24 protein-coding genes are annotated in these 22,407 nt (G+C 67.4%); 13 read left to right on the plus strand and 11 right to left on the minus strand.

Translation table 11 applies throughout. The annotated features are described in order from the left end of the window. Positions 1–32: 32 nt before the first annotated feature. Positions 33–1,034, minus strand: a complete 1,002-nt coding sequence (tssG, locus tag P0M04_RS28720) for a type VI secretion system baseplate subunit TssG (protein WP_259450943.1) — start codon at positions 1,032–1,034, stop codon at positions 33–35. After that, complete coding sequence (tssF, locus tag P0M04_RS28725) at positions 1,025–2,878, minus strand: type VI secretion system baseplate subunit TssF (protein WP_259450942.1); 1,854 nt, start codon at positions 2,876–2,878, stop codon at positions 1,025–1,027. The genes tssG and tssF overlap by 10 nt, the downstream gene beginning before the upstream one ends. Positions 2,879–2,976: 98 nt before the next feature. Here tssF and P0M04_RS28730 point away from each other — a divergent pair, with 98 nt between their 5' ends. After that, complete coding sequence (locus tag P0M04_RS28730) at positions 2,977–3,687, plus strand: glutathione S-transferase N-terminal domain-containing protein (RefSeq protein WP_259451217.1); 711 nt, start codon at positions 2,977–2,979, stop codon at positions 3,685–3,687. Here the strand turns inward: P0M04_RS28730 and P0M04_RS28735 are convergent. Next, positions 3,684–4,412: an SDR family oxidoreductase gene (locus tag P0M04_RS28735; RefSeq protein WP_259450941.1), complete on the minus strand. Its 729-nt coding sequence runs from the start codon at positions 4,410–4,412 to the stop codon at positions 3,684–3,686. The genes P0M04_RS28730 and P0M04_RS28735 overlap by 4 nt on opposite strands. A gap of 156 nt (positions 4,413–4,568) precedes the next feature. On the opposite strand from P0M04_RS28735, the gene P0M04_RS28740 reads away from it, so the two are divergent. The 4 genes from P0M04_RS28740 (at position 4,569) to P0M04_RS28755 (ending at position 9,870) form a co-directional block, all read left to right on the plus strand. Continuing rightward, entirely contained in the window at positions 4,569–7,283 is a 2,715-nt protein-coding gene (locus P0M04_RS28740) for a putative bifunctional diguanylate cyclase/phosphodiesterase (protein ID WP_259450940.1), read from the plus strand. A gap of 71 nt (positions 7,284–7,354) precedes the next feature. Continuing rightward, positions 7,355–8,824 (plus strand): sensor histidine kinase, encoded by a 1,470-nt coding sequence (locus tag P0M04_RS28745; RefSeq protein WP_259450939.1) that lies wholly within the window; start codon positions 7,355–7,357, stop codon positions 8,822–8,824. After that, a complete protein-coding gene (locus P0M04_RS28750) occupies positions 8,796–9,446 on the plus strand; it encodes a response regulator transcription factor (protein WP_259450938.1) in 651 nt (216 codons plus the stop codon). The genes P0M04_RS28745 and P0M04_RS28750 overlap by 29 nt, the downstream gene beginning before the upstream one ends. A gap of 43 nt (positions 9,447–9,489) precedes the next feature. Continuing rightward, entirely contained in the window at positions 9,490–9,870 is a 381-nt protein-coding gene (locus tag P0M04_RS28755; protein ID WP_259450937.1) for a response regulator transcription factor, read from the plus strand. Position 9,871: 1 nt separating this feature from the next. On the opposite strand, the gene P0M04_RS28760 is transcribed toward P0M04_RS28755, so the two are convergent. Further along, positions 9,872–10,351 carry a lysozyme inhibitor LprI family protein gene (locus P0M04_RS28760; RefSeq protein ID WP_259450936.1) on the minus strand — a complete coding sequence of 160 codons (480 nt, stop codon included), beginning with the start codon at positions 10,349–10,351 and terminating at the stop codon, positions 9,872–9,874. Between the two features lie 141 nt (positions 10,352–10,492). On the opposite strand from P0M04_RS28760, the gene P0M04_RS28765 reads away from it, so the two are divergent. Beyond that, positions 10,493–10,957 carry a hypothetical protein gene (locus tag P0M04_RS28765; protein ID WP_259450935.1) on the plus strand — a complete coding sequence of 155 codons (465 nt, stop codon included), beginning with the start codon at positions 10,493–10,495 and terminating at the stop codon, positions 10,955–10,957. A gap of 65 nt (positions 10,958–11,022) precedes the next feature. Here the strand turns inward: P0M04_RS28765 and P0M04_RS28770 are convergent, their stop codons facing one another. Further along, positions 11,023–11,715, minus strand: a complete 693-nt coding sequence (locus P0M04_RS28770; RefSeq protein WP_259450934.1) for a hydrolase — start codon at positions 11,713–11,715, stop codon at positions 11,023–11,025. A gap of 197 nt (positions 11,716–11,912) precedes the next feature. Then, a complete protein-coding gene (locus P0M04_RS28775; protein ID WP_259450933.1) occupies positions 11,913–12,257 on the minus strand; it encodes an energy transducer TonB in 345 nt (114 codons plus the stop codon). 237 nt (positions 12,258–12,494) lie between these two features. On the opposite strand from P0M04_RS28775, the gene P0M04_RS28780 reads away from it, so the two are divergent. The 3 genes from P0M04_RS28780 to P0M04_RS28790 are packed head-to-tail and all read left to right on the plus strand — an operon-like array spanning position 12,495 to position 15,085. Continuing rightward, positions 12,495–13,244 carry an SDR family oxidoreductase gene (locus P0M04_RS28780; protein ID WP_259450932.1) on the plus strand — a complete coding sequence of 250 codons (750 nt, stop codon included), beginning with the start codon at positions 12,495–12,497 and terminating at the stop codon, positions 13,242–13,244. Positions 13,245–13,266: 22 nt separating this feature from the next. Continuing rightward, a complete protein-coding gene (locus tag P0M04_RS28785; RefSeq protein ID WP_259450931.1) occupies positions 13,267–14,166 on the plus strand; it encodes an SDR family NAD(P)-dependent oxidoreductase in 900 nt (299 codons plus the stop codon). Positions 14,167–14,197: 31 nt separating this feature from the next. Further along, positions 14,198–15,085 (plus strand): LysR family transcriptional regulator, encoded by an 888-nt coding sequence (locus tag P0M04_RS28790; protein ID WP_259451216.1) that lies wholly within the window; start codon positions 14,198–14,200, stop codon positions 15,083–15,085. On the opposite strand, the gene P0M04_RS28795 is transcribed toward P0M04_RS28790, so the two are convergent. Further along, positions 15,076–15,750, minus strand: a complete 675-nt coding sequence (locus P0M04_RS28795; RefSeq protein WP_259450930.1) for a M24 family metallopeptidase — start codon at positions 15,748–15,750, stop codon at positions 15,076–15,078. The genes P0M04_RS28790 and P0M04_RS28795 overlap by 10 nt on opposite strands. Positions 15,751–15,925: 175 nt before the next feature. Between P0M04_RS28795 and P0M04_RS28800 the strand changes: the two genes are divergently transcribed. From P0M04_RS28800 to P0M04_RS28810, 3 genes are all read left to right on the plus strand, one after another. Next, a complete protein-coding gene (locus P0M04_RS28800) occupies positions 15,926–16,903 on the plus strand; it encodes a GlxA family transcriptional regulator (protein WP_259450929.1) in 978 nt (325 codons plus the stop codon). 81 nt (positions 16,904–16,984) lie between these two features. Beyond that, the gene (locus P0M04_RS28805) at positions 16,985–18,892 is read left to right on the plus strand and encodes a putative bifunctional diguanylate cyclase/phosphodiesterase (protein WP_259450928.1); all 1,908 of its coding nucleotides are present in this window, start codon (positions 16,985–16,987) and stop codon (positions 18,890–18,892) included. A 233-nt stretch (positions 18,893–19,125) separates the two neighbouring features. Continuing rightward, the gene (locus P0M04_RS28810; protein ID WP_259450927.1) at positions 19,126–19,698 is read left to right on the plus strand and encodes a TetR/AcrR family transcriptional regulator; all 573 of its coding nucleotides are present in this window, start codon (positions 19,126–19,128) and stop codon (positions 19,696–19,698) included. A gap of 6 nt (positions 19,699–19,704) precedes the next feature. Here P0M04_RS28810 and P0M04_RS28815 read toward each other — a convergent pair whose 3' ends face one another. After that, the gene (locus tag P0M04_RS28815) at positions 19,705–20,382 is read right to left on the minus strand and encodes an aldo/keto reductase (RefSeq protein WP_259450926.1); all 678 of its coding nucleotides are present in this window, start codon (positions 20,380–20,382) and stop codon (positions 19,705–19,707) included. Here P0M04_RS28815 and P0M04_RS28820 point away from each other — a divergent pair. Continuing rightward, positions 20,359–20,718: a helix-turn-helix domain-containing protein gene (locus tag P0M04_RS28820; RefSeq protein ID WP_259450925.1), complete on the plus strand. Its 360-nt coding sequence runs from the start codon at positions 20,359–20,361 to the stop codon at positions 20,716–20,718. The two genes, P0M04_RS28815 and P0M04_RS28820, sit on opposite strands and share 24 nt — an antisense overlap. 50 nt (positions 20,719–20,768) lie before the next feature. Here P0M04_RS28820 and P0M04_RS28825 read toward each other — a convergent pair whose 3' ends face one another. The 3 genes from P0M04_RS28825 to P0M04_RS28835 all read right to left on the minus strand — a co-directional run bounded on the left by P0M04_RS28825 (position 20,769) and on the right by P0M04_RS28835 (position 22,394). Beyond that, positions 20,769–21,176 (minus strand): VOC family protein, encoded by a 408-nt coding sequence (locus tag P0M04_RS28825; RefSeq protein WP_371877358.1) that lies wholly within the window; start codon positions 21,174–21,176, stop codon positions 20,769–20,771. 190 nt (positions 21,177–21,366) lie between these two features. Next, positions 21,367–21,897 carry an SMI1/KNR4 family protein gene (locus tag P0M04_RS28830; RefSeq protein WP_307734429.1) on the minus strand — a complete coding sequence of 177 codons (531 nt, stop codon included), beginning with the start codon at positions 21,895–21,897 and terminating at the stop codon, positions 21,367–21,369. Positions 21,898–22,055: 158 nt separating this feature from the next. Then, positions 22,056–22,394 carry a DUF7716 domain-containing protein gene (locus P0M04_RS28835; RefSeq protein ID WP_259450923.1) on the minus strand — a complete coding sequence of 113 codons (339 nt, stop codon included), beginning with the start codon at positions 22,392–22,394 and terminating at the stop codon, positions 22,056–22,058. Positions 22,395–22,407: the final 13 nt, after the last annotated feature.

Raw genomic sequence — 22,407 nt, forward strand, 5'->3', positions numbered from 1 at the left:
AGCACAGGATATGCCTTCCCACAATGGGAAGGTCAAGCGGATTGTAAGGGAGGCAGCGGATCGAGCGGGCGCAGTTCGTAACAGAGGTCGGCCCGGTCGGCCGCGGCGGGTGCGGACAGCAGGTAGCTGTCCAGGCCGAGCCGGCGGCCGGAAGCGTCCAGCTGCACCGGTCGCAGGTCGGCCTGGCGCAGCACGAGCACGATGTCGTACGCGAGGGTCGGCACGGCAAAGAGTTGCAGCAGGGTGCGCAGCGCGCGGGCACCCGCGGCGCCGGGCAGGAAATGGTCGTAGCGGGCGCGGTCGAGGGGGCCGATGCGCACGCGCACGCGCAGGTCCGGGCGCCAGCTGCGTTCCCCCAGCAGCGCGCGGCGGCCCAGCAGCGCGTTGGTGCCGATGACGGTCTGCTCGCCCGGGTCCAGCGGGTCCCAGTTGCCGATGCCCTCCTGCACGCGCACGGCCACGCCGAAATGGCTGGACAGCACCCGGCCCAGCACGGCCGCCGACACGGGCCGCCGGCGCAGCAGGCCGGCAAACGCGGCCAGCGCGGTATCCGGCACGCCAGCGCACGCAAAGACGCCGCCGGCCGGCACGCCGGCCAGTGCCAGCAGCAGCGGCAGGTAGCCGTCGCGCGGACCGGCCACGAGGTGCTCGACCCGGTATTTCTGCCACGCGCGGTACCACAGGGCGAGCATGCGGGTGCTGAACATGTCGAGGAAGGCGCGGGCCGCCTGCGCGTCCTGCTCGTCCTGCGGCAGCGCGAGCAGGCGCTCCGTCACGTGCAGCGGCAGCGCCCCGTGCGCGCCCAGCAAGCCCATGAAACTCGGCGTCAGGCGGTAGCCGTCGGCGTCAAGCGCCGCGGCCTCGACCTGGCTGGGCGGGAACCCGAGCGCGAGGCTGTTCGCAAAGCGCAGGTGGCGGGCCAGCGCCCGGCTTTCGGGGATGCCGCGCTCGCCCAGCGCCAGCAACAGCAGGCGCACGGCCTGGACGAAGTCGAAGCGCTGGGGCTCGGCCAGCAGGCGGGCGATCAGGTCCATCCGCCGCCGCTGCTCATTTCCCAACCCTTGGGGGCGCAGGCGAGAATCTCCCGGCCGGTCTGCTGCGACACGACCTGCAGGCGTGTAAAACAGTTCAGATGGCCGTTCAGGGCGAAGTACTGGTCGAGCACCTGCACGAATGGATACAGGCCCGTGCCGGCGAACGCTTCCTCGTCGACGGTGAGGCGGATGCCGATGCCCGGCATCAGGCTCGCGACCGGCGTCGCGCCCACCCACGCGCGCACCGTGCCGTGTTCGAGCCCCACGATGCCCGCGATCTGGCGCTGCGCCACGGGCGAGCGCGGCAGGTCGTACAGCGCCAGCATCTTCTGAAAATCGGCGAGACCGGTCATCGTCAGGCCCGCGTGGTTCAGCGCCAGGTGGGCGATCAGGCGCCAGTGCGCCCCGCGCGTGCCGCCGAAGCGCCAGCCGGGCGTCGGTTTCCTCAGCATGCGGATGGGCGCCAGTGCGGACAGCTCGTCGCTGCGCAAGTCGCCCTGCGGCTGGCCGTACGGCAGGCGTGACGGCACGTCGCGGTTACTGCACGTCAGTTCCGTGGACAGAGTGGCGCCGGCGGCGTCCAGCGGGCGGAAGTCGGCGTCGACGAGGGCGATGCGCATCTCGTGGCCGGGGCTGACAGCCGCCGTCGCATAATCGCGCCGCGCGATCCAGTAGTGCGCGCGGTGCGACGCTTCGCCGCCTGCCCTCCCCTCGCCGCCCGGCGCGTAGAGGGGGTCGAAACGCGTGACGGTGCCCACCCCTTCGCGCACGAGGCGGACGGCATCCACGCTGTGGATCTCGTACGCGGCCGCGTGCGCGCCGTCGGCCAGCAGCGGGTAGTCGGCGCTTGTATACGCAAGCTGCACGGGCACGCCGGCTTTCGGAAACAGATTGATGACGGGGGTGCAGCCGGGCAGCAGGTTGCGCGCGTCGATGCCGGCCAGCAGGCGGGCCGTATCGGAATCGGGGGCGATGCCGGACAACGCGAGGTGCACCGTAAAACGCCGGCAGCGCGGCGGCAGCAGGCCGGCAAGCGCGCCCAGGTCGACATCGATGAAGTTGAATTTTTCCGGATAACAGAAGTACTCGGTCAGCAGGCGCGGGGCCGGATGCGAGCGGGCCGGATACGACAGCATGGCGTCGCCATCCGCGAGGCCGGCCAGGCGCAGCGGCACGCGCGGCAACGGCAACCAGCCCTGGTCGCCTTCCGGCTGCACCCAGGCTGCGGCGCAGCGCAGGAACAGCGCGTCGACCAGTGCCGCGCGCGTCGACGCCTCGCCGTCGGCGAACAGCCGCAGCACGGGCGGCAGGCGATCAAAAGCGCCGCGGGTCGCCGCTATCGTCAGGCTGATGCCGCAGCCTGCCCCGCGCGGCGCTCGCAACGTACGCGGGACGTCGAGCAGCGGCACGAAGGCAAGTCCGGCGACGCTGAGCGGTGCCAGCAGCACGTCGTAGACGGTGCGGAACAGGCAAGGCGTATCCGTGCCGGCACTCGAGCGCAGCATCGTGCCGCGCGCGAGCACGGACGGGGTGTCCGGCACTTCGGCCGGCCCGCGCTGTCCTACCTGGACGATGGAATACGACGGCAGCGGCCGCAGGAAATGCGGATACAGGCTGTCGAGCAGCGCTTCGGTGAACTTGGGGTAGTCGTCGTCGAGGCGCTTGTTGATGCGGGCGGACAGCAGCGCGACGGACTGGATCAGCCGGGCGACGCCGGGATCGTCCCACGTCTCGCCCGCCACGTGCAGGTCGCTGGCGGGCTTGGGATAGCGGGCGCGGAATTCGCGCGCGAACTGGCCGAACAATCCCAGCTCTTCCTCGTAATAACGCAGCAGCTCGTCCATGGCTTCCAATCGTTGCCCAAGACCAAGATGTATGCTCCCACCCGGCGGAAAACCGTATCTTGAGTACAATCAATGCAATCAACCCGAAGGAGATCGCCGTGACCGACCTGAACCAGTTCCTCATCACGCAGAAATGGCCCGCGCAGCACCCCGACCGCCTGCAGCTGTATTCGCTGCCCACGCCGAACGGCGTCAAGGTGGCGATCATGCTGGAAGAGATCGGCCTGCCCTACGAGGTGCACCGCGTCGCGTTCGACAAGAACGAGCAGACGACGCCGGAATTCATGTCGCTGAACCCGAACAACAAGATCCCCGCGATCATCGACCCGAACGGCCCGGGCGGCAAGCCGCTGCCGCTGTTCGAGTCGGGTGCGATCCTGCTGTACCTCGCCGAGAAGACGGGCAAGCTGATCCCGGCCGATCCGGCAGGCCGCTACCAGACGATCCAGTGGCTGATGTTCCAGATGGGCGGCATCGGCCCGATGTTCGGCCAGCTGGGTTTCTTCCATAAATTCGCCGGCCGCGAGTACGAGGACAAGCGTCCGCGCGACCGCTACGTGCACGAAGCGAAGCGCCTGCTGGGCGTGCTGGACGGCCACCTGAAGGGCCGCGACTGGATCATGGGCGACGAATACACGATCGCCGACGTGGCGACCTTCCCATGGGTGAACAACCTGGTCGGCTTCTACGATGCCGCCGAGATCGTCGGCTTCGACCGCTTCCCCGAAGTGGGCCGCGTGCTGGAAGCGTTCCGCGCCCGGCCCGCCGTCATCGAGGGGCTGCAGATCCCGCGCGCGCCCGCCGCTTAAGAAAGAGTCCGCAGGTCGGCGATGACTTCGGCCCCGAAACCGGCGCCAAGGAGGTAGTCGACCAGCCGTTCGGCGCATTCGTCCGGCTCGACGAGTGCGCCCGTTTCCTTCAGGTCGACGAAGCGCTTGCGCATGGGGAAGCGGTCTTCCGGCGTGGCGCGGATCTCGGCCTGCATGTTCGTGTCGATGACGCCGGGCGCCAGGCTGCAGATGCGCACCCCGCGCTCGCAGTCGAGGGCGACGGCGCGCGCATGCTGGTCGAGGGCCGCCTTGGTGGCGCAGTAGACGCTCCAGCCCGGGTAGGCGTTGCGGCCGGCGCCGCTGGAAATGTGCAGAATGCGCCGTTGCGCCCCGTCGCTGGCGCGGACCACGGCGGCGGCGAGCGCCATCGGCGCCGCCACGTTCAACTGCACGGCGCGCAGCACGGCTTGAGGATCCTGCGCGTCGAGCGGGCCGACCGGGCTCACCATGCCTGCATTATTCAGCAGCAGGACGGCGCCGGTGCCGTCCAGGTAATCCCCCAGCATGCCGTCCGCGAGCCAGCGCGACAGCGCCACGCTGTCGGCCAGGTCGAGTTCAATTTCTTCGAACAAGTCGGGATAAGCGTCCGCCAGCTCGGACGAACGGGTGCGCGCCAGGCCGAGGACGGGTACGCCCCGCGCCAGCAGGTTGGCGGCGAGCGCGGCGCCGAGGCCCCTCGTGTGGCCGGTGACGATTGCTTTCATGGGATCTCCTGGGGCGGGTGAAATAAATGTTAACCCAAGGACGGCCCGCAGCCAATCGTGCGCACCTATACGAACGTATGAGAGCCCATACCGAGGTCTGATGGCGCGCCCCGCGCACGCGGCCTACGATGCTGGCATTTCGACAAGGAGTCCATCATGCCGCTGCATCGCCTGCTCCGCTTGACGGCCGCGCGCCGCCGCCTCACCGAGTGGCTGATCCTGGCCGCGGGCCTCGTCTCGTCCGGCCTCGTCCTGGTCTGGATGGTCTGGACCGAGCGCGGCGAGGCGCTGTCCGAAGACGCCGACCGCATGCGCGCGCAGGCCGTCGTCATCGACCAGACGCTGCACCGCCAGCTCGAGGGCATCCGCTGGGCACTCGACGGCGCGCGCGCCGCGCTGGCGCCGAACAGCGGTTGCGACCTGGCCTGCCGCCGCACGCTGCTGCAATCCCTGAAGCGCGCCATGCCGGGCGTGCGCGCGCTGCTGGCCGTCGGTCCCAACGGCCATATCGAGATCTCCGACGACGACCTGGGCGACCGCCGCCTCGACGACAAGCGCTTCCTCGGCCAGGTGCCGCACATGTGCGACGGCCGCACGTTGTACCTGTCCGATCCATACGAGCTGCAGCCCAACCAGTTCAACCTCAAGGTGGCGATGTCGCTCGACGCGGGAGACGGGTGCGGCCACGGCGCCGTCACCGCGATCCTGAATCCGGAATACTTCGAGGCGGTGATGCGCTCCGCGCTGTACGCGCCGGATATGACGATCACGATCACCGACCTGGACGGCCACCGCCTGCTCTACGTCCCGCCCGATCCGGAAGTGATGCGCGCAGGCGCCCTGCACCCCGACACGATGCTGGCCGCGCACCGCGCCAGCGGCGAACGGGTGTCGGTCCGGCGCGGCACGGGCCTCGACGGCGTCGACCGCCTCGTCGTCCAGCGCAGCATGCGGGTGGAAAACCTGGGCATGGACCGCGGCCTCGTTGTCGCCCTCGCGCGCGACGCCGGCCGCATCAACGCCGGCTGGCACCGGCTCGCGCTGGTGTCCGTCACGGCCTGGACCCTGTTCTGGTCCGCCTGCGCGGCCGCCCTGCTGTTGGCCCAGCGCCGCCGCGCCGCGCTGGAACGCCTGGCGCGCAACGCCGAAGCCGAGCGGGCCGCCGCCGCCGAGCGCGTGGAGCTCGCGCTGAACGGCGCGAGCCTGGGCCTGTGGGACTGGCACCTCCCGTCCGGCCGGCGCACGGTGGACGGCCGCGCCTGCGCCATCCTCGGCTGGACCCGCGACGAGCAACACCGCCAGAGCGAGGACGGCGACATCTACGCACCCGTCCACCCGGAAGACCGCGAACTGCTGCGCCACGCGCTCGACCAGCACCTGCAGGGCGCCGTCCCCGCCTTCGAGGCCGAGTTCCGCATGCGCCACCGCAATGGGCACTGGGTGTGGGTGCAGTCGCGCGGCAAGGTGGTCGAGCGCGGCACCGACGGCAAGCCCGTGCGCATGGTCGGCACGCGCACCGACATCAGCGCGCGCAAGCAGGCCGAAGCCGACATCGCCCACCTCGCGTTCTACGACGGGCTGACGAACCTGCCGAACCGCCGCCTGCTGATGGACCGCCTGGGCCATGCCGTCGCCAAGTGCGAGCGCAACGGCGGCTTCGGCGCCGTGCTGTTCGTCGACCTGGACAACTTCAAGACCCTGAACGACACGCGCGGCCACGACATGGGCGACCGCCTGCTGGAAATGGTCGCGTTCCGGCTGCAGCAGGTCACGCGCGACGCGGACACCGTGGCGCGGCTGGGCGGCGACGAGTTCGTGCTGCTGCTGGAGGATCTGGGCACCTCCGCTGTGGACGCCACGGCCCACGCCGAGTTGGTGGCCAGCAAGATCCTGGGCACGCTGTCCTTCGCCTACACGCTGGACGGCCACGAGCTGCGCAGCACGCCCAGCATCGGCGTCTCCCTGTTCGGCAACGCCAACCACGTCGTGCACGACCTGCTGCGCCAGGCCGACATGGCCATGTACGAGGCCAAGTCGGCCGGCGGCGCCACGTTCCGCTTCTTCGACCCCAGCATGCAGGCTGCCGTCGACGCCAGCACGAGCCTGGAGACCGACCTGCGCTTCGCGCTGGCGCGGCGCGAGTTCGAGCTGTACTACCAGCCGGTCGTCAATGCGATGGGCCTCATGGTCGGCGTCGAGGCGCTGATCCGCTGGCACCATCCGAAACAGGGCCTTACCGGTCCCGGCGCGTTCATCGCCCAGGCCGAGAAGTCCGGGCTGATCGTCGGCATCGGCGACTGGGTGCTGCAGGAAGCGTGCCGCCAGCTCGCGCGCTGGGCGATCGAGCCCGCCACGCAGCACTTCACCATCGCCGTCAACGTCAGCGCGCGCCAGTTCCGCCAGGAGGACTTCGTGCCGCGCCTGCTCGAGATCCTCGCGCACAGCGGGGCCGACCCGCGCCGCCTCAAGCTCGAGCTGACGGAAAGCGTGCTGCTGGCCGACGTCGAGGACACCATCGCGCGCATGACGGCGCTGAAGGCGCAGGGCATCGGCTTCTCGCTCGACGATTTCGGCACCGGTTATTCGTCGCTGAGCTATCTGCAGCGGCTGCCGCTGGACCAGCTCAAGATCGACCAGTCGTTCGTGCGCGACATGCTGCGCGTGCCGCACGCGGCCAGCATCGTCCAGGCCATCGTGCACCTAGCCGGCAACCTGGGCCTGCACGTCGTGGCCGAGGGCGTCGAGGAAGAAGCGCAGTGGGACGAGCTGCGGTCGCTCGGCTGCGGCGGCTTCCAGGGGTACCTGTTCGCCCGGCCGATGGCGCTCGCCGAACTGGCGGACATGACCGAAGGAGAAGCCGTCCCCGCTTGAGACCATCCATTCTGCCAGTTGGCCGCGGGCGCGCGCCGTTGTAAGCTCGCGGCTGAACTGGAGTCTTTACAATGCCCCGACGCCGCACCCACCCCGTGCAATCCGCCATCCTGCTGCTGCTCACCGCCGCGATCTTCGCGGCCGACGCCTTCACCCGGCTCGACACCGCCATCGCCGTGATGTACGTCGTCGTGCTGCTGCTCGCATCGCCCGTGTGGCCGCGCCGGTACACGCTCGCGCTGGGCGCGGCCTGCGTGCTGCTGACCATGGGCGCCTACGTCGTCGCGCATGGCCTACGGGTGGTGCCGTCGTCGGCCGGGCGCGCACTCGTCAGCATCGCCGCCATCGCCATCACCACCTGGCTCGTCATCCAGCGCCGGCAGGCCACCGACCGGCTGCGCCAGCGCGAACAGGCCTTGCGCCGCAGCCAGGCCTTCCTCGCCGGCGCCCAGCGGCTCACGCGCACGGGCAGCTTCGGCATCCGCGTCCCGGACGGCGCGATGGTGTGGTCGGAAGAAGCCGCGCGCATCTTCGGCTATCCGGGCGGCGAAGCGCCCGACATGGACCGCGTGCTCGCCCACACCCTGCCGGAAGACCGCCCGCTCGTCATGGCCGCCCTGCGCCGCACGCTGGCCTGCGAAGGCCACATCGACGTCGCGCACCGTCTGCTGCTCCCGGACGGCACCGTCCGCCACGTGCACGTGCTAGCCGAGGCCTCGTACGACGCCGACGGCCGCTGCGAATACCTGGGCGCCGTCACGGACGTCACGGCGCGCGTGGAAGCCGAGCAGCAGCTGCACGCGTCGCACGTCCAGCTGGCGCACGCGGCCCGCGTCAGCATGCTGGGCGAGCTCGCCGCCTCCGTCGCGCACGAAGTCAACCAGCCGCTGACGGCCATCGTCGCCAACGCCCAGGCCGGACGGCGCTGGCTGGGCCGCGCGCAGCCCGACATCGGCGAGGCGCTCGCCGCGCTGGACGGCATCGTGCAGGCCAGCGAACGGGCCGGCCAGGTCATCCGCCGCATCAGGGCCCTCGCCCGCCGCACCGAACCGGAACACGTGGCGCTGGACCTGAATGCGCTCGTGCAGGACACGGTCGAACTGCTGCAGCGCGAGCTGGACCGGCGCCCGCTGGCGCTGCGCGTCGAGCTGGCGCCCGGCCTGCCGCCCGTCATGGGCGACCGCATCGAGCTGCAGCAGGTCCTGATCAACCTGGTGATGAACGCCCTGCAGGCGATGGACGGCCTGCCGAACAACGCCTTGGAACTGCGCACCCGCCAGGACGACGGCATGGCCCGCGTGAGCGTGCGCGACAGCGGCCCTGGCATCGCCGACGCCGACGGCGCCCGCCTGTTCGAACCGTTCTTTTCGACCAAGGCCGACGGCATGGGCCTCGGCCTGCCGATCTGCCGTTCGATCGTCGCGCGCCACGGCGGCCGCATCGCCGCGCGCAGCACGCCGCCCGGCTCGACGTTCAGTGTCGAACTCCCCATCCACCAGGAAGCCCCCATCCATGAACAGCAGTCCGACGCCCTCCCCTGAACTCGTGTACGTCGTCGACGACGACGCCGATGTGCGCGAGAGCCTCTCGCGGCTGCTGCGCTCCGTCGGCATGGACGTCGCCGTCTACGGCAGCGTGGCCGACTTCGCCCGCGCGCGCCGGCCGGACGTGTGCAGCTGCCTGCTGCTGGACGTGCGCCTGCAGGGCGCCAGCGGCCTCGATCTGCAGGACCAGCTGAACCGCGACGGCGTGTCGCTCCCCGTCGTGTTCATGACCGGCTTCGGCGACATCCCGATGACCGTGCGCGCGATGAAGGGCGGCGCCGTCGACTTCCTGGCGAAGCCGTTCCGCGAGCAGGACCTGCTGGACGCCGTCCACCAGGCCCTCGCGCGCGACCGCGAGCGCCGCGCGAAGCGCCACGCGCACGAGGCGCTGGCAAACCGCTACGCGTTGCTCACGCCGCGCGAAAAACAGGTCATGGCGCTCGCCGTGCGCGGCCTGATGAACAAGCAGATCGCGGGCGAGGTGGGCACGAGCGAAATCACCGTCAAGATCCACCGCGGCAACGCGATGCGCAAGATGGAAGCCAAAACGTTCGCCGACCTCGTGCGGATGGCCGAGGCCCTTGATATCACACAAGGCCAGGATGCCACTCATACCTAGGTATGATTCCGTGCGCATGGGGCGGGACGGTATGCTGCACGGCATGGATACCCTGCTGCCAGTCCCCCACGTCGCACTCGTCGACGACGACCCCGACGTGGGCACGAGCCTGCGCGGCCTGCTGCGCGCCTGCGGCTACCGCGTCAGCCTGTTCGGCGGCGCGCAGCAACTGCTGACCCACGGCCTCGATGACATCGACTGCGTCGTCAGCGACGTGCAGATGCCCGGCATCGACGGTTTGATCTTACTGGAACGGATACGGGCCATTGCCTCGGCCCCACCCGTCATCCTGATGACCGCGTTCGCGGACGACCACGTACGCATGCGCGCGCTGCGCGGCGGGGCGGCATGTTTCCTGGCCAAGCCGGTCGATGCCGAGCAGCTGGCGGAGTGCGTGCGGCTGGCGTGTGCCGGGCCGGGCTGAATCAGCGTCGCGCAGGCTTGCCCGGCGAACGGCGTGGCAGTACAAATCCCTTGCCGATGCCGTAGTATTCGGACTTGAATTCGACGCAGCCGTTGCAGGGCATGACCTCCTCGAGCTCGGCGATGCGGCGCTCGGCAAGTCGCGTGCGGCAGAGGTCCGTTGAAAACGGCTGCGCCGAGCCGCCTTCGAGTCCTTCGTTCTCGAACGTGCATTGCGCATCGCGATACGCGTGCCATGCCCGCTGGGCGCGTGCGAGTCCGTCCGGCCTGGCCAGGGCGTTCCTGAGCAGCGTGTACACCAGGTCGAGGCGCGCATCCGATTCCGCCAGCTCGAGATGCATGCAGGCGGAGATCTCGATCATCAGGCCGGCATCTTCACAGCGCTCATGTTTTTGCCCGGCGATGTCCGTGTCCGCCCGCGCGGCGTGCGTGAAGAACAGACCGAGGCAGGCAAGCGCGGCCAGCGACGAACGGATAGTCATGGGAACCTCGGCGACATTTGGCGGACCAGTCTGCCACGGACGTTACGCCAAGGCAAGTTAGCTTACCGACCGCTGGCGTGCGCCGGACCGGGCTGAACCCTGGTTAGACTGGCCATCCCGACCGTTTCCGGAGAGACGACCATGGCAATCCGCAACCTGCTTTCCTCCATCCTGATCGGCGCCGTGGCCAGCGCGCGGTCGATGACGCCGATGGCCGCCCTCGCGACGGCCCGCCTCGCGCACCGCGGCACGCCCGGCAAGCTCGTCCTGCTGGACCGTCCGCTGTTCAAGTTCGGCGCGCTGGCGATGGGTGCCGGGGAGCTGCTGGGCGACAAGATGAAGACGGCGCCCGACCGGACCGTCTTCCTGGGTCTGCTGGCACGCACGCTGAGCGCGGGGATTGCCGGCTCTGCGCTGGCGCCGCATGGACGGGAACGGGAAGGCGCGGTCGCCGCGGTCGCGACGGCGGTGCCGCTCGCCTATCTGACGCTCGCGGCCCGCAAGCGCGCCATGGCGAAGGTCGGCCAGACCCGCAGCGGCCTCGTCGAGGATGCACTGGTGCTCGCCGCCGGCGCCGCAGTCGTGGCGCTGGCGACGCGCCGCTGACGATCCCGCGCTTTACTGGACCCGCGTCGTCCCAGCTGGACGAGTCGGCGAAGGCAGGTGCCGGCTCAGCGTACGGGTGCCGCAACCGGGGCCAGTACCGGGTTCTCGCCCTGGTTGCGCGCCGGAGCCTTGTGCACCATCGTGTAGGCGTAGTCGACGCCCATGCCGTACGCGCCCGAGTGTTCGGTGACGATCTTCATCACGGCATCGTAGGTGTCGCGGTGCGCCCAGTCGCGCTGCCATTCGAGCAGTACCTGCTGCCAGGTCACGGGCACCACGCCGGCCTGCACCATGCGCTGCATCGCGAAGTCGTGCGCATCCTTCGACGTGCCGCCCGATGCATCGGCCACCATGTAGATTTCGTAGTCGCCTTCCAGCATCGCGGACAGCGCGAAGGTCGTGTTGCACACTTCCGTCCACAGGCCGGCGACGATGATCTTCTTGCGGCCGTTGGCGGCAAGTGCGTCGCGCACCTTCTGGTCGTCCCAGGAATTCATCGACGTGCGTTCGAGGATGGCCTTGCCCGGGAAGACATCCAGGATTTCCGGATAGGTCTTGCCGGAGAACGAATCGCTTTCGACGGTGGTGATCACGGTCGGGATATCGAAGGCCTTGGCCGCCTTGGCCAGGCCGACCACGTTGTTCTTCAGGGTCTGGCGGTCGATCGACTGCACGCCGAACGCCATCTGCGGCTGATGGTCGATGATGATCAGTTGCGAGTTATGCGGGGTCAGGACTTCCAGTTTGGCGTTGCTCATGATGTTCTCCAGTGTTATCGGGTTGGGTTCGATATTGCATCGAACATTTCGAAGACTTGCTCTTCGTTGTTCGCTGCGATGGAGACATTATGCGCGGCCGCCCGGCATTAAAAAAACGAGAAAATTGCCTTCCTATTATCGATATTTTCGAACGACGTTTGAGCCGCCGGCTACGCACGCCGGCGGCCCTGCTGCGGTCAATCGTTGATCCACTTGTATTGCACGGTGGACCAGCCCGGCTCGCCGCCGTCCTTGCCGGCCGCGCCGAACTTGCACGAATAGCTGGCGCGCAGCGACGCCCTGTCCAGCGCGCGGTGGCCGCTGGACTCCACGACCTTGGCCTGCTTGACCGAGCCGTCCGCGTCCACCAGCACGGCCAGGCGCACGGTGCCCTGGAGGTATTCGTCTTTCAGGTCTGCCGTATAGGCGGGAGCGCTGCAGGTGGCGGATTTCAGGCGCGCGGCCGGTTCGGCGGCGTGGGCACCCAACGCGGTCAGCGAGAGGACGGAAGCGATTGCAACAACGTGACGTTTATCGATCATGATCAGCTCCAGGTGGTTGGTTTCGAAAGAACCGCTGCTACGAATCCAATTTACTGCGCTGCAGCATCGTTGAAAAATTTATTGTTGGAATAGCAGTTATGCGTCGTCCAGTTATATCGGCGATAAGCAAACGACATTGTTGTTCGAAACAGAATTCTGAAGCCATTATTCACTGGATTATCTTCGGATCGAAATCAATCATCATGACCTCACTGTCAACCACCGAAGGAGATCACGATGAACACCCAGGCCCAACACACCACTCGCGTCGCCCTGGTCACCGGGGCCTCGCGCGGCATCGGCGCCGCCGTCGCCAAACGCCTCGCCGCCGACGGGTTCGCCGTCGCCGTCAACTATGCCGGCAACGAAGCGGCCGCCAACGCCACCGTCGCGGCCATCGAAGCGGCAGGCGGGCGTGCCATCGCCGTGCGCGCCGACGTCGCCAGGGCCGGCGACGTGAAAGCGATGTTCGCGGCGATCGAAGAGAAGCTCGGCCGCGTGGACATCCTCGTCAACAATGCCGGCATCCTGCCGTACGTGACGATCGCCGAGACCACCGACGAACAGTTCGAGCGCACGATGGCCATCAACGTCACGGGCACGTTCAACACGATGCGCGAGGCGGCGACGCGCCTGAACGACGGCGGCCGCATCGTCAACTTCTCGACGAGCGTGCTGCACATGGCGCCGCCGACCTATGGCGTGTACGTCGCAACGAAGGGTGCCGTGGAAGCGCTGACCCGCGTGTTCGCGAAAGAGCTGCGCGGCCGCGGCATCACCTGCAACGCCGTGGCGCCGGGCCCCGTCGCGACGGAGCTGTTCCTGAACGGGAAATCGGATGAGCTGGTCCAGCAGATCGCCAAATCGGCGCCGCTGGAGCGCCTGGGCCAGCCCGAGGACATCGCCCGCGTCGTGGCCTTCCTGGCCGGTCCGGACGGCGGCTGGGTCAACGGCCAGGTCCTGCGCGCCAACGGCGGCATGGCCTGAGGAGAACGACATGGAGACCGAAATGAGCAAGTCAATCATCCTCATCACGGGCGCCGGCAGCGGCATCGGCAAACTCTCGGCACAGGCACTGGCCCTCGCCGGCCACACGGTCTACGCGACGATGCGCGACATCGAAGGACGCAACGCGGCCCGCGCCGCCGAGGCGCGCGACTGGGCGCGGCAGCACGGCGCCGACCTGCGGCCGCTCGAACTGGACGTGCTGTCGCAAGCGTCGTGCGATGCCGCCGTCGCGGCGGTCGTCGCGGAACAGGGCCGGCTGGACGTCGTCGTGCAGAATGCCGGCCACCTCGTCGTCGGCCCGACGGAAGCCTTCACGGCCGAAGAAGTGGCCAAGGTGCTGGACACGAACTTCCTCGGCGCCCAGCGCGTGCTGCGCGCCGCCCTGCCCCAGCTGCGCGCCCAGGAATCCGGGCTGCTGCTGTGGATCTCCAGCACGACGACGAAGGGCGGCTTCCCGCCTTTCCTCGGTCCGTACGGGGCGGCCAAGGCGGCGATGGATTCGCTCGCGGTGTCGCTGTCGTACGAGGTGGCGCGCTTCGGCATCGAGACGGCGATCATGGTCCCCGGCGCGTTCACCCGCGGCACGGAGCACTTCCCCAGCGCCGGCAAGCCGGCGGACACCGAACGCGCCGCCGCGTATGCCCGCTACGACGGGGTGCTGGACCAGGTGGGCGAACGCCTCGACGCGTTGACGCCGCCGGAGGCCGACCCGCAGGCCGTGGCCGACGAACTGGTGCGCATCGTCGCCCTGCCGCACGGCCGGCGGCCGTTCCGCACGGTGGTCGACTTCGTCGGCGACGGCGCGCGCGAAGTGCTGGAGGTATCGGAGGCCGTGCGCGTGGACTTCGCGCGTCGCATCGGCATCGCCGACCTGCTCGTGCCAACCGCGCCAACCGTATAATCGCGGAGGGAGGTGGCGCATGTCGACGCAGATGGACCGGTTTCAGGAAATGCAGATTTTCGTGCGCATCGTGGAGCGCCGCAGCTTCACGCAGGCCGCCGAAGACCTCCTGATCCCGCGCGCCACCGCCACCAACGCGATCAAGCGGCTGGAAAACCGCCTCGGCACGCGGCTGCTGGAACGGACGACGCGCGCTGTCGCGCCCACGCAGGACGGCGCCGCGTACTACGAACGGTGCGTGCGCCTGCTGGCTGACCTCGACGAGGCGGAAGACGCGTTCCGCGGCAGCGAGCCCGCGGGCCTGTTGCGCGTCAACCTGCAGCCGACCTTGGCGCGGTACTTCGTCTTTCCGGCGCTGTCGGCCTTCCTCGCGCGCTACCCGCGCATCCAGCTGCACGTGGGCGAGGACGACCGCCTCGTCGATCTCGTGCGCGAAGGCGTCGACTGCGTGCTGCGCGCGGGCCAGCTGCACGATTCGTCGATGGTCGCACGGCGCGCGGCCGACCTCGAACAGGTGACGGTGGCGAGTCCCGCCTACGTCGAACGCTTCGGCATGCCCGCTGCGCTGGCCGACCTCGTACGGCACCAGGCGGTGCACTACGTGTCGACAGCGACGGGCCGCCCGTATCCGCTGGAATTCATGACGGACGCGGGCCTGAAGCTGGCGACGCCGCCCGGCGTCGTCGCCGTCACGGGCACGGAAGCCTACACGGCGGCGGCCCTGGCCGGTCTCGGTCTCGTGCAGGTGCCGCGCTACCGCATCGCCGAACAGCTGGCGGACGGGCGGCTCGTCGAGGTGCTGGCGGACGTGCCGCCGCCGACCATCCCCGTCTCCGTGATGTACCCGCACGCGCGCCAGCTGTCCGCCCGCGTGCGCGTGTTCGCGGACTTCCTCGTGCAGTGCTTCCGTCAGGCGTAGTCCCCATCGTCCAGCAGCATGTCCTCGAAAAACGCGCCGAAGCGGCGCTGCGGATCGAGCAGATGGATCTCGAGGATCCAGCGCATGCCTGACGGCGCATGGTCGTAATCGGCCAGTGCGCCCGTATGCAGGGCCGCGTGCGGGAAGTCGGAGACGCGGTGGCCCGGCAGGTCCGGGTCGAGGTCCCAGCCCATGTCGCGTGCACGCTGCTCCGCGAACTCGTACAGCTTCCTGCCGGTCCAGTCCTGCGTCTTCCACGCCTGACGCACCTCATGGAACAGGCGCTCGGCATCGGCGGCACAGCGCGCGTAATCCGGCGCGTCGCCGACCGTGAACGTGGCGCCGCCATCGCCTTCCCAGTGCTCCACGCGCGGCGCGATGTCGATGAAGAAGATGTCGTGCTCGCCCAGCACGATGCCGGGCGTCGACGCGCGCTTCATCGGCAGGATCGTGTTGGCGCCGAAGCGCACGCGCACCGGATGCCAGCTGAGGGTGTGGCCCCGCGTGGCGATGACGTCGCGCGCCATGGCGACGGCGTCTTCTTCCACCATGCCGGGCCGGATGCGTGCCGCGATGGCGGCGATCGCCTTGCGGGTTTCAGAACGTGCGCGCAGCATGCCGTCGACGGAGAATGCGGGGCCCACGCGTTCCGCGGTGTTGTCCATGGGTCGTCCTTTCGGTGTGGTTGGGATGACGCCATTCTTGCCGCCGGCGGCGCATCCTGGCCGGCCGCCTGCATCGAATTCCGGCCACGTTGCGCGCATTTCCCGCCACGGTCTCCCGGCGGCGCGCGCGCGGGGCTATAGTGACGGCATCCGTATTCCTTGCAGGAGCCCGCGCTTGCCCGCCATCGCCATCCTCGCCTTCCCCGGCGTGCAATCGCTCGACGTCACGGGTCCGCTCGACGTGTTCGCGGAAGCCAACCGCTTCCTCGCGCCGCGCGACCACTACCGGATGCGCGTGCTGGGCACCGTGCCCGGCCCCGTGGCGTGCTCGAACGGGATGCTGCTGCAGCCGCATGCGCGCTACGACGAGGACGGGGACGCACCGGACCTGCTGCTGGTCCCCGGCGGCCCCGGGCTGCCGCGCGCACCGGCCGACGGCGCACTCGCGGCCTGGCTGCGCACGATGGCCACGCGCTGCGCGCGTATCGCGTCGATCTGCAACGGCGCGTTCCTGCTCGCGCACGCGGGCCTGCTGGACGGCCGCCGCGCCACCACGCACTGGAACGACGTCGCGCTGCTGGGCGCGCGCTTTCCGCAGGTGGCCGTCCAGCCCGACCGCATCTTCGTGCGCGACGGTCCCGTCTACACGTCGGCCGGGGTCACGGCGGGCATCGACCTGGCACTGCACCTCGTCTACGAAGACCATGGCGCGGACGTCTCGCTGAACGTGGCCAAGCGCCTTGTCGTGTTCACCCAACGCAGCGGCGGACAGTCCCAGTTCAGTCCTTATCTGACGCCGTACGTGGGCGACGACACCGTGCTGCGGTCCGTGCAGGACTACGTGCTCGCCCATTTGCACGCGCCGCTTGCCGTGGCCGACCTGGCACGGGTGGCGGCCCAGAGCGAACGCCACTTCGCCCGCCAGTTCGCGCGCGCGGCCGGGGTCACGCCGGCCGGATTCGTGGAACGGGCGCGCGTGGACGCGGCGCGGGCCCTGCTCGAGCGCTCCGACCAGCCGCTCAAGACGGTGGCGCACCGCTGCGGCTTCGGCACGGCGGCGCGGATGCGCGCGGCGTTCCTGCGCCACCTGGGCGTCAGCGCGCGCGACTACCGCCAGCATTTCGGTGCGTTCCGCCAGCCCGAAGATTCCTGAGAACAACGCCGCACCAAGCTCGTGCCTCTGCTTTGCCGCTCGTGGCAGAATGTGTCTTAACGAAGCTCCTCAAGACACGACATGCAGACCCCATCCATACCGCTCGACGAAGCGCGCCGGTTGACGGCGCTGCACGCCACCCGCCTCCTCCACAGCGCCCCCGAGGACGCGTTCGACCGCATCACGCGCATGGCGAGCCGCCTGCTGAAGATGCCGATCGCCCTGGTCTCGCTCGTCGCCGAGGAAGACCAATGGTTCAAGTCGCGCTGCGGCATCGACATGACGGGCACGCGCCGCGAGATCTCGTTCTGCGGCCACGCGATCCTCGATCATGAACCGCTGATCGTCCCCGACGCGACGAAGGACGCGCGCTTCGCGGACAACCCGATGGTGGTCAATCCGCCGCACGTGCGCTTTTACGCGGGCGTGCAGCTGTACTCCATCGACCGCATGCCGCTGGGGACCCTGTGTGTGCTGGATCGCGTGCCGCGCACGCTCGGCGAGGAAGAACTCGACATCCTGCGCGACCTCGCGCGCATGACGGAACAGCTGATCCACTTCCGCCAGCTGGCGACCGCGGCGCAATCGCTGCACTCGCACGTCTACGTCGACAACGCGAACCCGGACCTCGCGGCGGCCGCGGGCCAGGTCGAATTCCTGCTCACGCACGACGTGCTGACCGGCCTCGCGAACCGCCAGGTACTCGTGCGCACCATCGGCCAGAACCTGGACACATGGAAGAACGACGGCCTGCACACGCTGGTCGCGACGATCAACATCGACAAGTTCAAGCGCCTCAACGAGCTGCTGGGCCATCACGAGGGCGACAAGGCGCTCGTTGCCATCACGTGGAGTCTGCAGAACCTGCTGCGCCCGGGCGACATGCTGGCGCGTGCGGGGAGCGACGAATTCGTCGTGCTGCTGCCCGGCCTCGGCGACGACAGCGTCGCGCGCGACCGCCTGCGCCAGCTGCTGCAGGCCACCACGCGCGAATTCAAAACGCCGGGCGGCGCCATCCCGCTCACGTGCAGCATCGGCTACGCGATCTTCCCGGAAGACGGCACGGACGGCGACCTCCTGCTGAACAACGCGACGATGGCGGTGCGCCGCGCCAAGGCGCTGGGCGGCGCCCAGATCCAGCGCTATTCGGAAGAGCTGAACCAGGCCTTGCAGCGCAAGCTCACGCTGGAAAACCAGTTGCGCCATGCGATCGAGCGCGGCGAACTGTATTTGAATTATCAACCGAAGACGGACCTGCACAGCGGCGGCGTCGCCGGGATGGAAGTGCTCGTGCGCTGGAAGCATCCGGAGCACGGCAGCATTTCGCCGGCCGAATTCATCCCGATCGCCGAGGACTCCGGCCTCGTCGTGCCGATCGGCGAGTGGATCCTGCGCACGGCCGTGGCCCAACGCCGCGCGTGGAGCGACGCCGGCGTGCCCGACGCGCCGGTGGCCGTCAACCTGTCCGGCAAGCAGTTCCTGGGCACGGACGTCGTGGCGCTCGTCGGCAACGTCCTGCGCGAGTCCGGCCTGCCCCCGCGCCTGCTGGAACTGGAGCTCACGGAAAGCATCTCGATGGACGACCCGGTCCGCACGGCGGACCTGATGCGGCAGCTGCGCGAACTGGGCACCACGCTCAGCATCGACGATTTCGGCACCGGCTATTCGAGCCTCAGCTACCTCAAGCGCCTGCCTGTCGACAAGCTGAAGGTCGACCGCTCGTTCGTCCTCGACGTCCACCAGAGCGCGGAATCGCTGGCGATGGTGAAGGCGATCATCGCGATGGCGCACACGCTGCGCCTGGACGTCATCGCGGAGGGCGTGGAGACGGAGGAGCAGATGGTCGCGCTGCGCAGCGCGGGCTGCGACCAGATCCAGGGCGATTACTTCAGCAAGCCGCTCGACGCCGACGCTTGCGCCGAATACCTGCGCAAGCACGGGGCTGCGCCACACGCGCCGGCCGCGCCTGATGCGGCGCTTGCCAAATAGCTAATACGTTATTATTCTTGTATCGCTAGATTTGCGGACGCCGGACGTATGTACGTCGGTGCGCAACATTGGTGCACAATTCCATGGCCGGAATTGCGGGATCCCTCGCGAGCGCTTACAATGGTGACACGGAGCGTTGCCTAAATTCATGAGGCGCATCCGTCGCTCAACGGGTCCGTCGCTCTCGGCCGCACGGACCCGCATCCGATCATTGCAGACCAACTCCCATAAGCATGCGTTACTCGAGTAACCATAAGGCCGAAACGCGTCAGCGCATCATCGGCGAAGCGTCGCGCCGCTTCCGCAAGGACGGCATCGAAGGCACCGGCCTCGTGCCGCTGATGAAGGCGCTCGGCCTGACCCACGGCGGTTTCTACGCCCATTTCGAATCCAAGGACGCCCTCGTGCAGGCTTCGCTGGAAGCCGCCGTCCAGCAGACGCTGGAACGCTGGCAGCCGTCCGCGGACGGTGTGCCGGCCAAACCGTCGCCGCGCGCCGTCATCGACCACTACCTGTCCGCCGAACACCGCGACGAACCGGGCGAAGGCTGCCCGCTGCCCACGCTGGCCGCGGAACTCGGCTTGCGCGGCCAGCCCAGTGCGACGGCCGACGCCATGGTGGCGCGCGTGACGGCACTGCTGGCCGACTGCCGCCTCGTGCCCGCCGCCGGAGACCAGGGCATCATCGCTCTCGCCGCGATGGTCGGCGCCCTGACGCTCGCGCGCGCCGTGTCGGACCGTACCGCGTCCGATGCCATCCTCGCGGCTGTCCGCGCCGCCCTGCAACCGGCCGCACCCGAGGCCTGAGCGCGGTCAACGGTCGCGTTTTTCCACGGCCGCGCCGCCGAACACGAGCTGCTGCACGAGCGGCCGTTCGACGAAGCGCTGCGGGAAGATCGGCGCCGGCCGGCTGACCGCATCCAGGCGCGCCACGTGCGCCGCATCGAGCCTGACGTCCAATGCGCCCAGATTGTCCTGCGCCTGCGCGAGTGTGCGGGCCCCGATGACGGGCGCCGTCACGGCCGGATGCAGCAAGGTCCACGCGAGCGCCACCTGCGCCGCGCTGACGCCGGTCTCGCTGGCCACCGCTTTCACTTCTTCGGCGATCCGCAGCGACGCCTCGTTCAACAAGCCCGTCGATGCGATCACGCCCTTGCGCGTCGCGGCCACGCCGGCGGCGTCGTTCGTGGCGAGGTCGGACGCGCCGTATTTGCCGCTCAGGAGTCCGCCGCCCAGCGGCGACCACGGCATCACGCCGAGCCCCAGCGCACGCGCCATCGGCATCAGCTCATGTTCGACGCTCCGTTCGACGAGGCTGTACTCGATCTGCAGCGACACGAGCGGCGACCAGCCGCGCAGGTCGGCGATCGTCTGCAACTGCGCGACTCGCCACGCGGGCGTATTGCAGATGCCGAGGTACAGCACCTTCCCGGCGCGCACCAGGTCGTCAACCGCATCGTGCCCCGCATGGCGCGCGGCGACAGCCGGCAAAACCAGATCGCCCGCGCCATCGTCTGGCTGCGCGCGCACTACGCGCGCGACTGCCGCATCGACGAGTTGGCCGACGTGGCGCGCATGAGCCAGTCGACCTTTCACGCGCACTTCAAGGCGGTGACGGCGATGAGTCCTGTGGAATTTCGCACCCAACTGCGCATGCAGGAGGCCAGGCGGCTGATGGTGGCCGAGGGGATGGATGCGGCCAGCGCGGGGGATCGGGTGGGGTATGAGAGTCCGTCGCAATTCAGCCGGGATTATGCGCGGTTGTTCGGGGTGCCGCCGGCCAGGGATGCGGGCAGGTTGAGGGAGACGGTGGGGGCGGCGCACTGAGTGCAGGATGAGACGCGGTGCGCGTCCAGTACATCATCGACATCTGCCTCTCAATAACGTTTGTAAACGGGCCAATTAGAAGGGTCGGGCGCTCCATTTATCTCATCAAAATTTTCACATTCAATTTCAAACTGATTTCCTTCTGGATCTGATAGCCGCGCGTAGTAGCCGCCCGGGTGCGATATCACAGATTCGAAGACCGCGCCGCGTGACATCAGATTGTCGCAGTATGATAAAAAATTACTATGAATCACGAAGCTAAAAATCGGAAAATGCCGACGATGCGAGCTCGTTTCTCGTGAAGCCGCGTCGACTATCAGCAGCTTCAGCGCAACATCGCGCGCGCCGTTAGGCAAAAAAAACAAGTCGTCCTGCAGTTCGAATTCGAGCACATCCTTGTAATATCGATTGACCTTCTCGTAATCAGAAACAGGAATTATGATTTTTATCCGGATCATAGTTAGCACGGTGCTTTCGCAGTTCAGCCGAGATCGTGCGCGGTTGTTTGGGACTGCTCAGTGCCGGTGCTCAAGAGCGGTACGGACGCGAAGCAGCCACTGCGTGTAATTAATTCCTTCTGACGCCGCTTCAAAATAACAGCAAATTTCGAAAGTCAGCCCCCCAAAAAAAGACGCATATTGCGAACTTTTAATGCCCGCGAACGAAGGCAGGTGCGCTGCTGGGAAAAACATTCGGAAACGCACTGGGGTGTATCTGTCGACTTAAAACTTTGGACAAAAACTCTGCCATCCCCATATCAAATTCCTCCCAGTCCGGCGAGCGCGCCTCATTAACGAGCACCGTCCACGTGTCGGGTGATCCAGATGTTTTCCAATACAAGACATCGCCATTGTCTGTTATCGCAAAAGGGAAAATCCCATCAGGTTCGGGAAACAATTTATAAGGCAAAACCTCTCCGCATGCCTGAAGTTCGGATAACGCACTTAACTGAGTGCGGAATTGCATCGCAAGATCGACATTCTCATTTCGCGACGAAGGATTAAAAATCCACAAAAAATTATCGATTTTTCCAGTACCGTAAAGACTAACGAAATCTTTATAATCCGCAGGAAGGGAATTTCCAAGCTGAGCTTCAATCTGCGGCCACTCATGTTGCTGAGGGGCTTCGTTTGGACCGCTTGGCGGAGTGATCAGTTTCGCGAGGTCGATGGCGCTAATTTTTTAAAACCCGATTTTAAGTCAACAAGATCGCTCGTTAATCCGCCAACGAATGCATGACGTCATGCTCAATCCGAATCCGTGAAACTGCGGCAACACGGCGCAGCGATAAACCAGCCGAGCGCTCACTAATTCCGTTCGTATGCCTCACCCATCCGTTATCCCTGCGGGTCGTAGAAATCATCTTTTTCGCGATAAAAACCAATCGCAAAGATGATGTCTGAAATAGATGCTCCTGAATTCCTCTTTCGCTCAAAATTAACTATATCTCGAAAGGTCTCCATATCAAACAGCTGCCTCATATCCTTATTTTTCGCAATCTTTGGCAAATGCGTTCCCGGAACAACATCCTCGAGCTCATCATCTCCCTCCAGAACAAGAATCTCTGCATGCAGGGGATCAGCCGCCCATGAATTTTGATTAATAAAAAGAGCTGAGTCCCAATTAAGTTCGTCGAGCTCACCAAGCAATTCCTGAATTGAATGAAAGGTTTTCATCACACCTCTAAAA

Source organism: Telluria mixta (assembly GCF_029223865.1).
In the GTDB taxonomy this organism is placed as follows: Bacteria; Pseudomonadota; Gammaproteobacteria; order Burkholderiales; family Burkholderiaceae_D; genus Telluria; species Telluria mixta.

Bases quoted from the DNA above. Each gene is read 5' to 3' on its own strand.
- tssG (WP_259450943.1), bottom strand. From the start codon at position 1,034: ATGGACCTGATCGCCCGCCTGCTGGCCGAGCCCCAGCGCTTCGACTTC.
- tssF (WP_259450942.1), bottom strand. From the start codon at position 2,878: ATGGACGAGCTGCTGCGTTATTACGAGGAAGAGCTGGGATTGTTCGGC.
- P0M04_RS28735 (WP_259450941.1), bottom strand. From the start codon at position 4,412: ATGAAAGCAATCGTCACCGGCCACACGAGGGGCCTCGGCGCCGCGCTC.
- P0M04_RS28740 (WP_259450940.1), top strand. From the start codon at position 4,569: ATGCCGCTGCATCGCCTGCTCCGCTTGACGGCCGCGCGCCGCCGCCTC.
- P0M04_RS28745 (WP_259450939.1), top strand. From the start codon at position 7,355: ATGCCCCGACGCCGCACCCACCCCGTGCAATCCGCCATCCTGCTGCTG.
- P0M04_RS28750 (WP_259450938.1), top strand. From the start codon at position 8,796: ATGAACAGCAGTCCGACGCCCTCCCCTGAACTCGTGTACGTCGTCGAC.
- P0M04_RS28755 (WP_259450937.1), top strand. From the start codon at position 9,490: ATGGATACCCTGCTGCCAGTCCCCCACGTCGCACTCGTCGACGACGAC.
- P0M04_RS28760 (WP_259450936.1), bottom strand. From the start codon at position 10,351: ATGACTATCCGTTCGTCGCTGGCCGCGCTTGCCTGCCTCGGTCTGTTC.
- P0M04_RS28765 (WP_259450935.1), top strand. From the start codon at position 10,493: ATGGCAATCCGCAACCTGCTTTCCTCCATCCTGATCGGCGCCGTGGCC.
- P0M04_RS28770 (WP_259450934.1), bottom strand. From the start codon at position 11,715: ATGAGCAACGCCAAACTGGAAGTCCTGACCCCGCATAACTCGCAACTG.
- P0M04_RS28775 (WP_259450933.1), bottom strand. From the start codon at position 12,257: ATGATCGATAAACGTCACGTTGTTGCAATCGCTTCCGTCCTCTCGCTG.
- P0M04_RS28780 (WP_259450932.1), top strand. From the start codon at position 12,495: ATGAACACCCAGGCCCAACACACCACTCGCGTCGCCCTGGTCACCGGG.
- P0M04_RS28785 (WP_259450931.1), top strand. From the start codon at position 13,267: ATGAGCAAGTCAATCATCCTCATCACGGGCGCCGGCAGCGGCATCGGC.
- P0M04_RS28790 (WP_259451216.1), top strand. From the start codon at position 14,198: ATGGACCGGTTTCAGGAAATGCAGATTTTCGTGCGCATCGTGGAGCGC.
- P0M04_RS28795 (WP_259450930.1), bottom strand. From the start codon at position 15,750: ATGGACAACACCGCGGAACGCGTGGGCCCCGCATTCTCCGTCGACGGC.
- P0M04_RS28805 (WP_259450928.1), top strand. From the start codon at position 16,985: ATGCAGACCCCATCCATACCGCTCGACGAAGCGCGCCGGTTGACGGCG.
- P0M04_RS28810 (WP_259450927.1), top strand. From the start codon at position 19,126: ATGCGTTACTCGAGTAACCATAAGGCCGAAACGCGTCAGCGCATCATC.
- P0M04_RS28820 (WP_259450925.1), top strand. From the start codon at position 20,359: ATGGCGCGCGGCGACAGCCGGCAAAACCAGATCGCCCGCGCCATCGTC.
- P0M04_RS28825 (WP_371877358.1), bottom strand. From the start codon at position 21,176: ATGATCCGGATAAAAATCATAATTCCTGTTTCTGATTACGAGAAGGTC.
- P0M04_RS28835 (WP_259450923.1), bottom strand. From the start codon at position 22,394: ATGAAAACCTTTCATTCAATTCAGGAATTGCTTGGTGAGCTCGACGAA.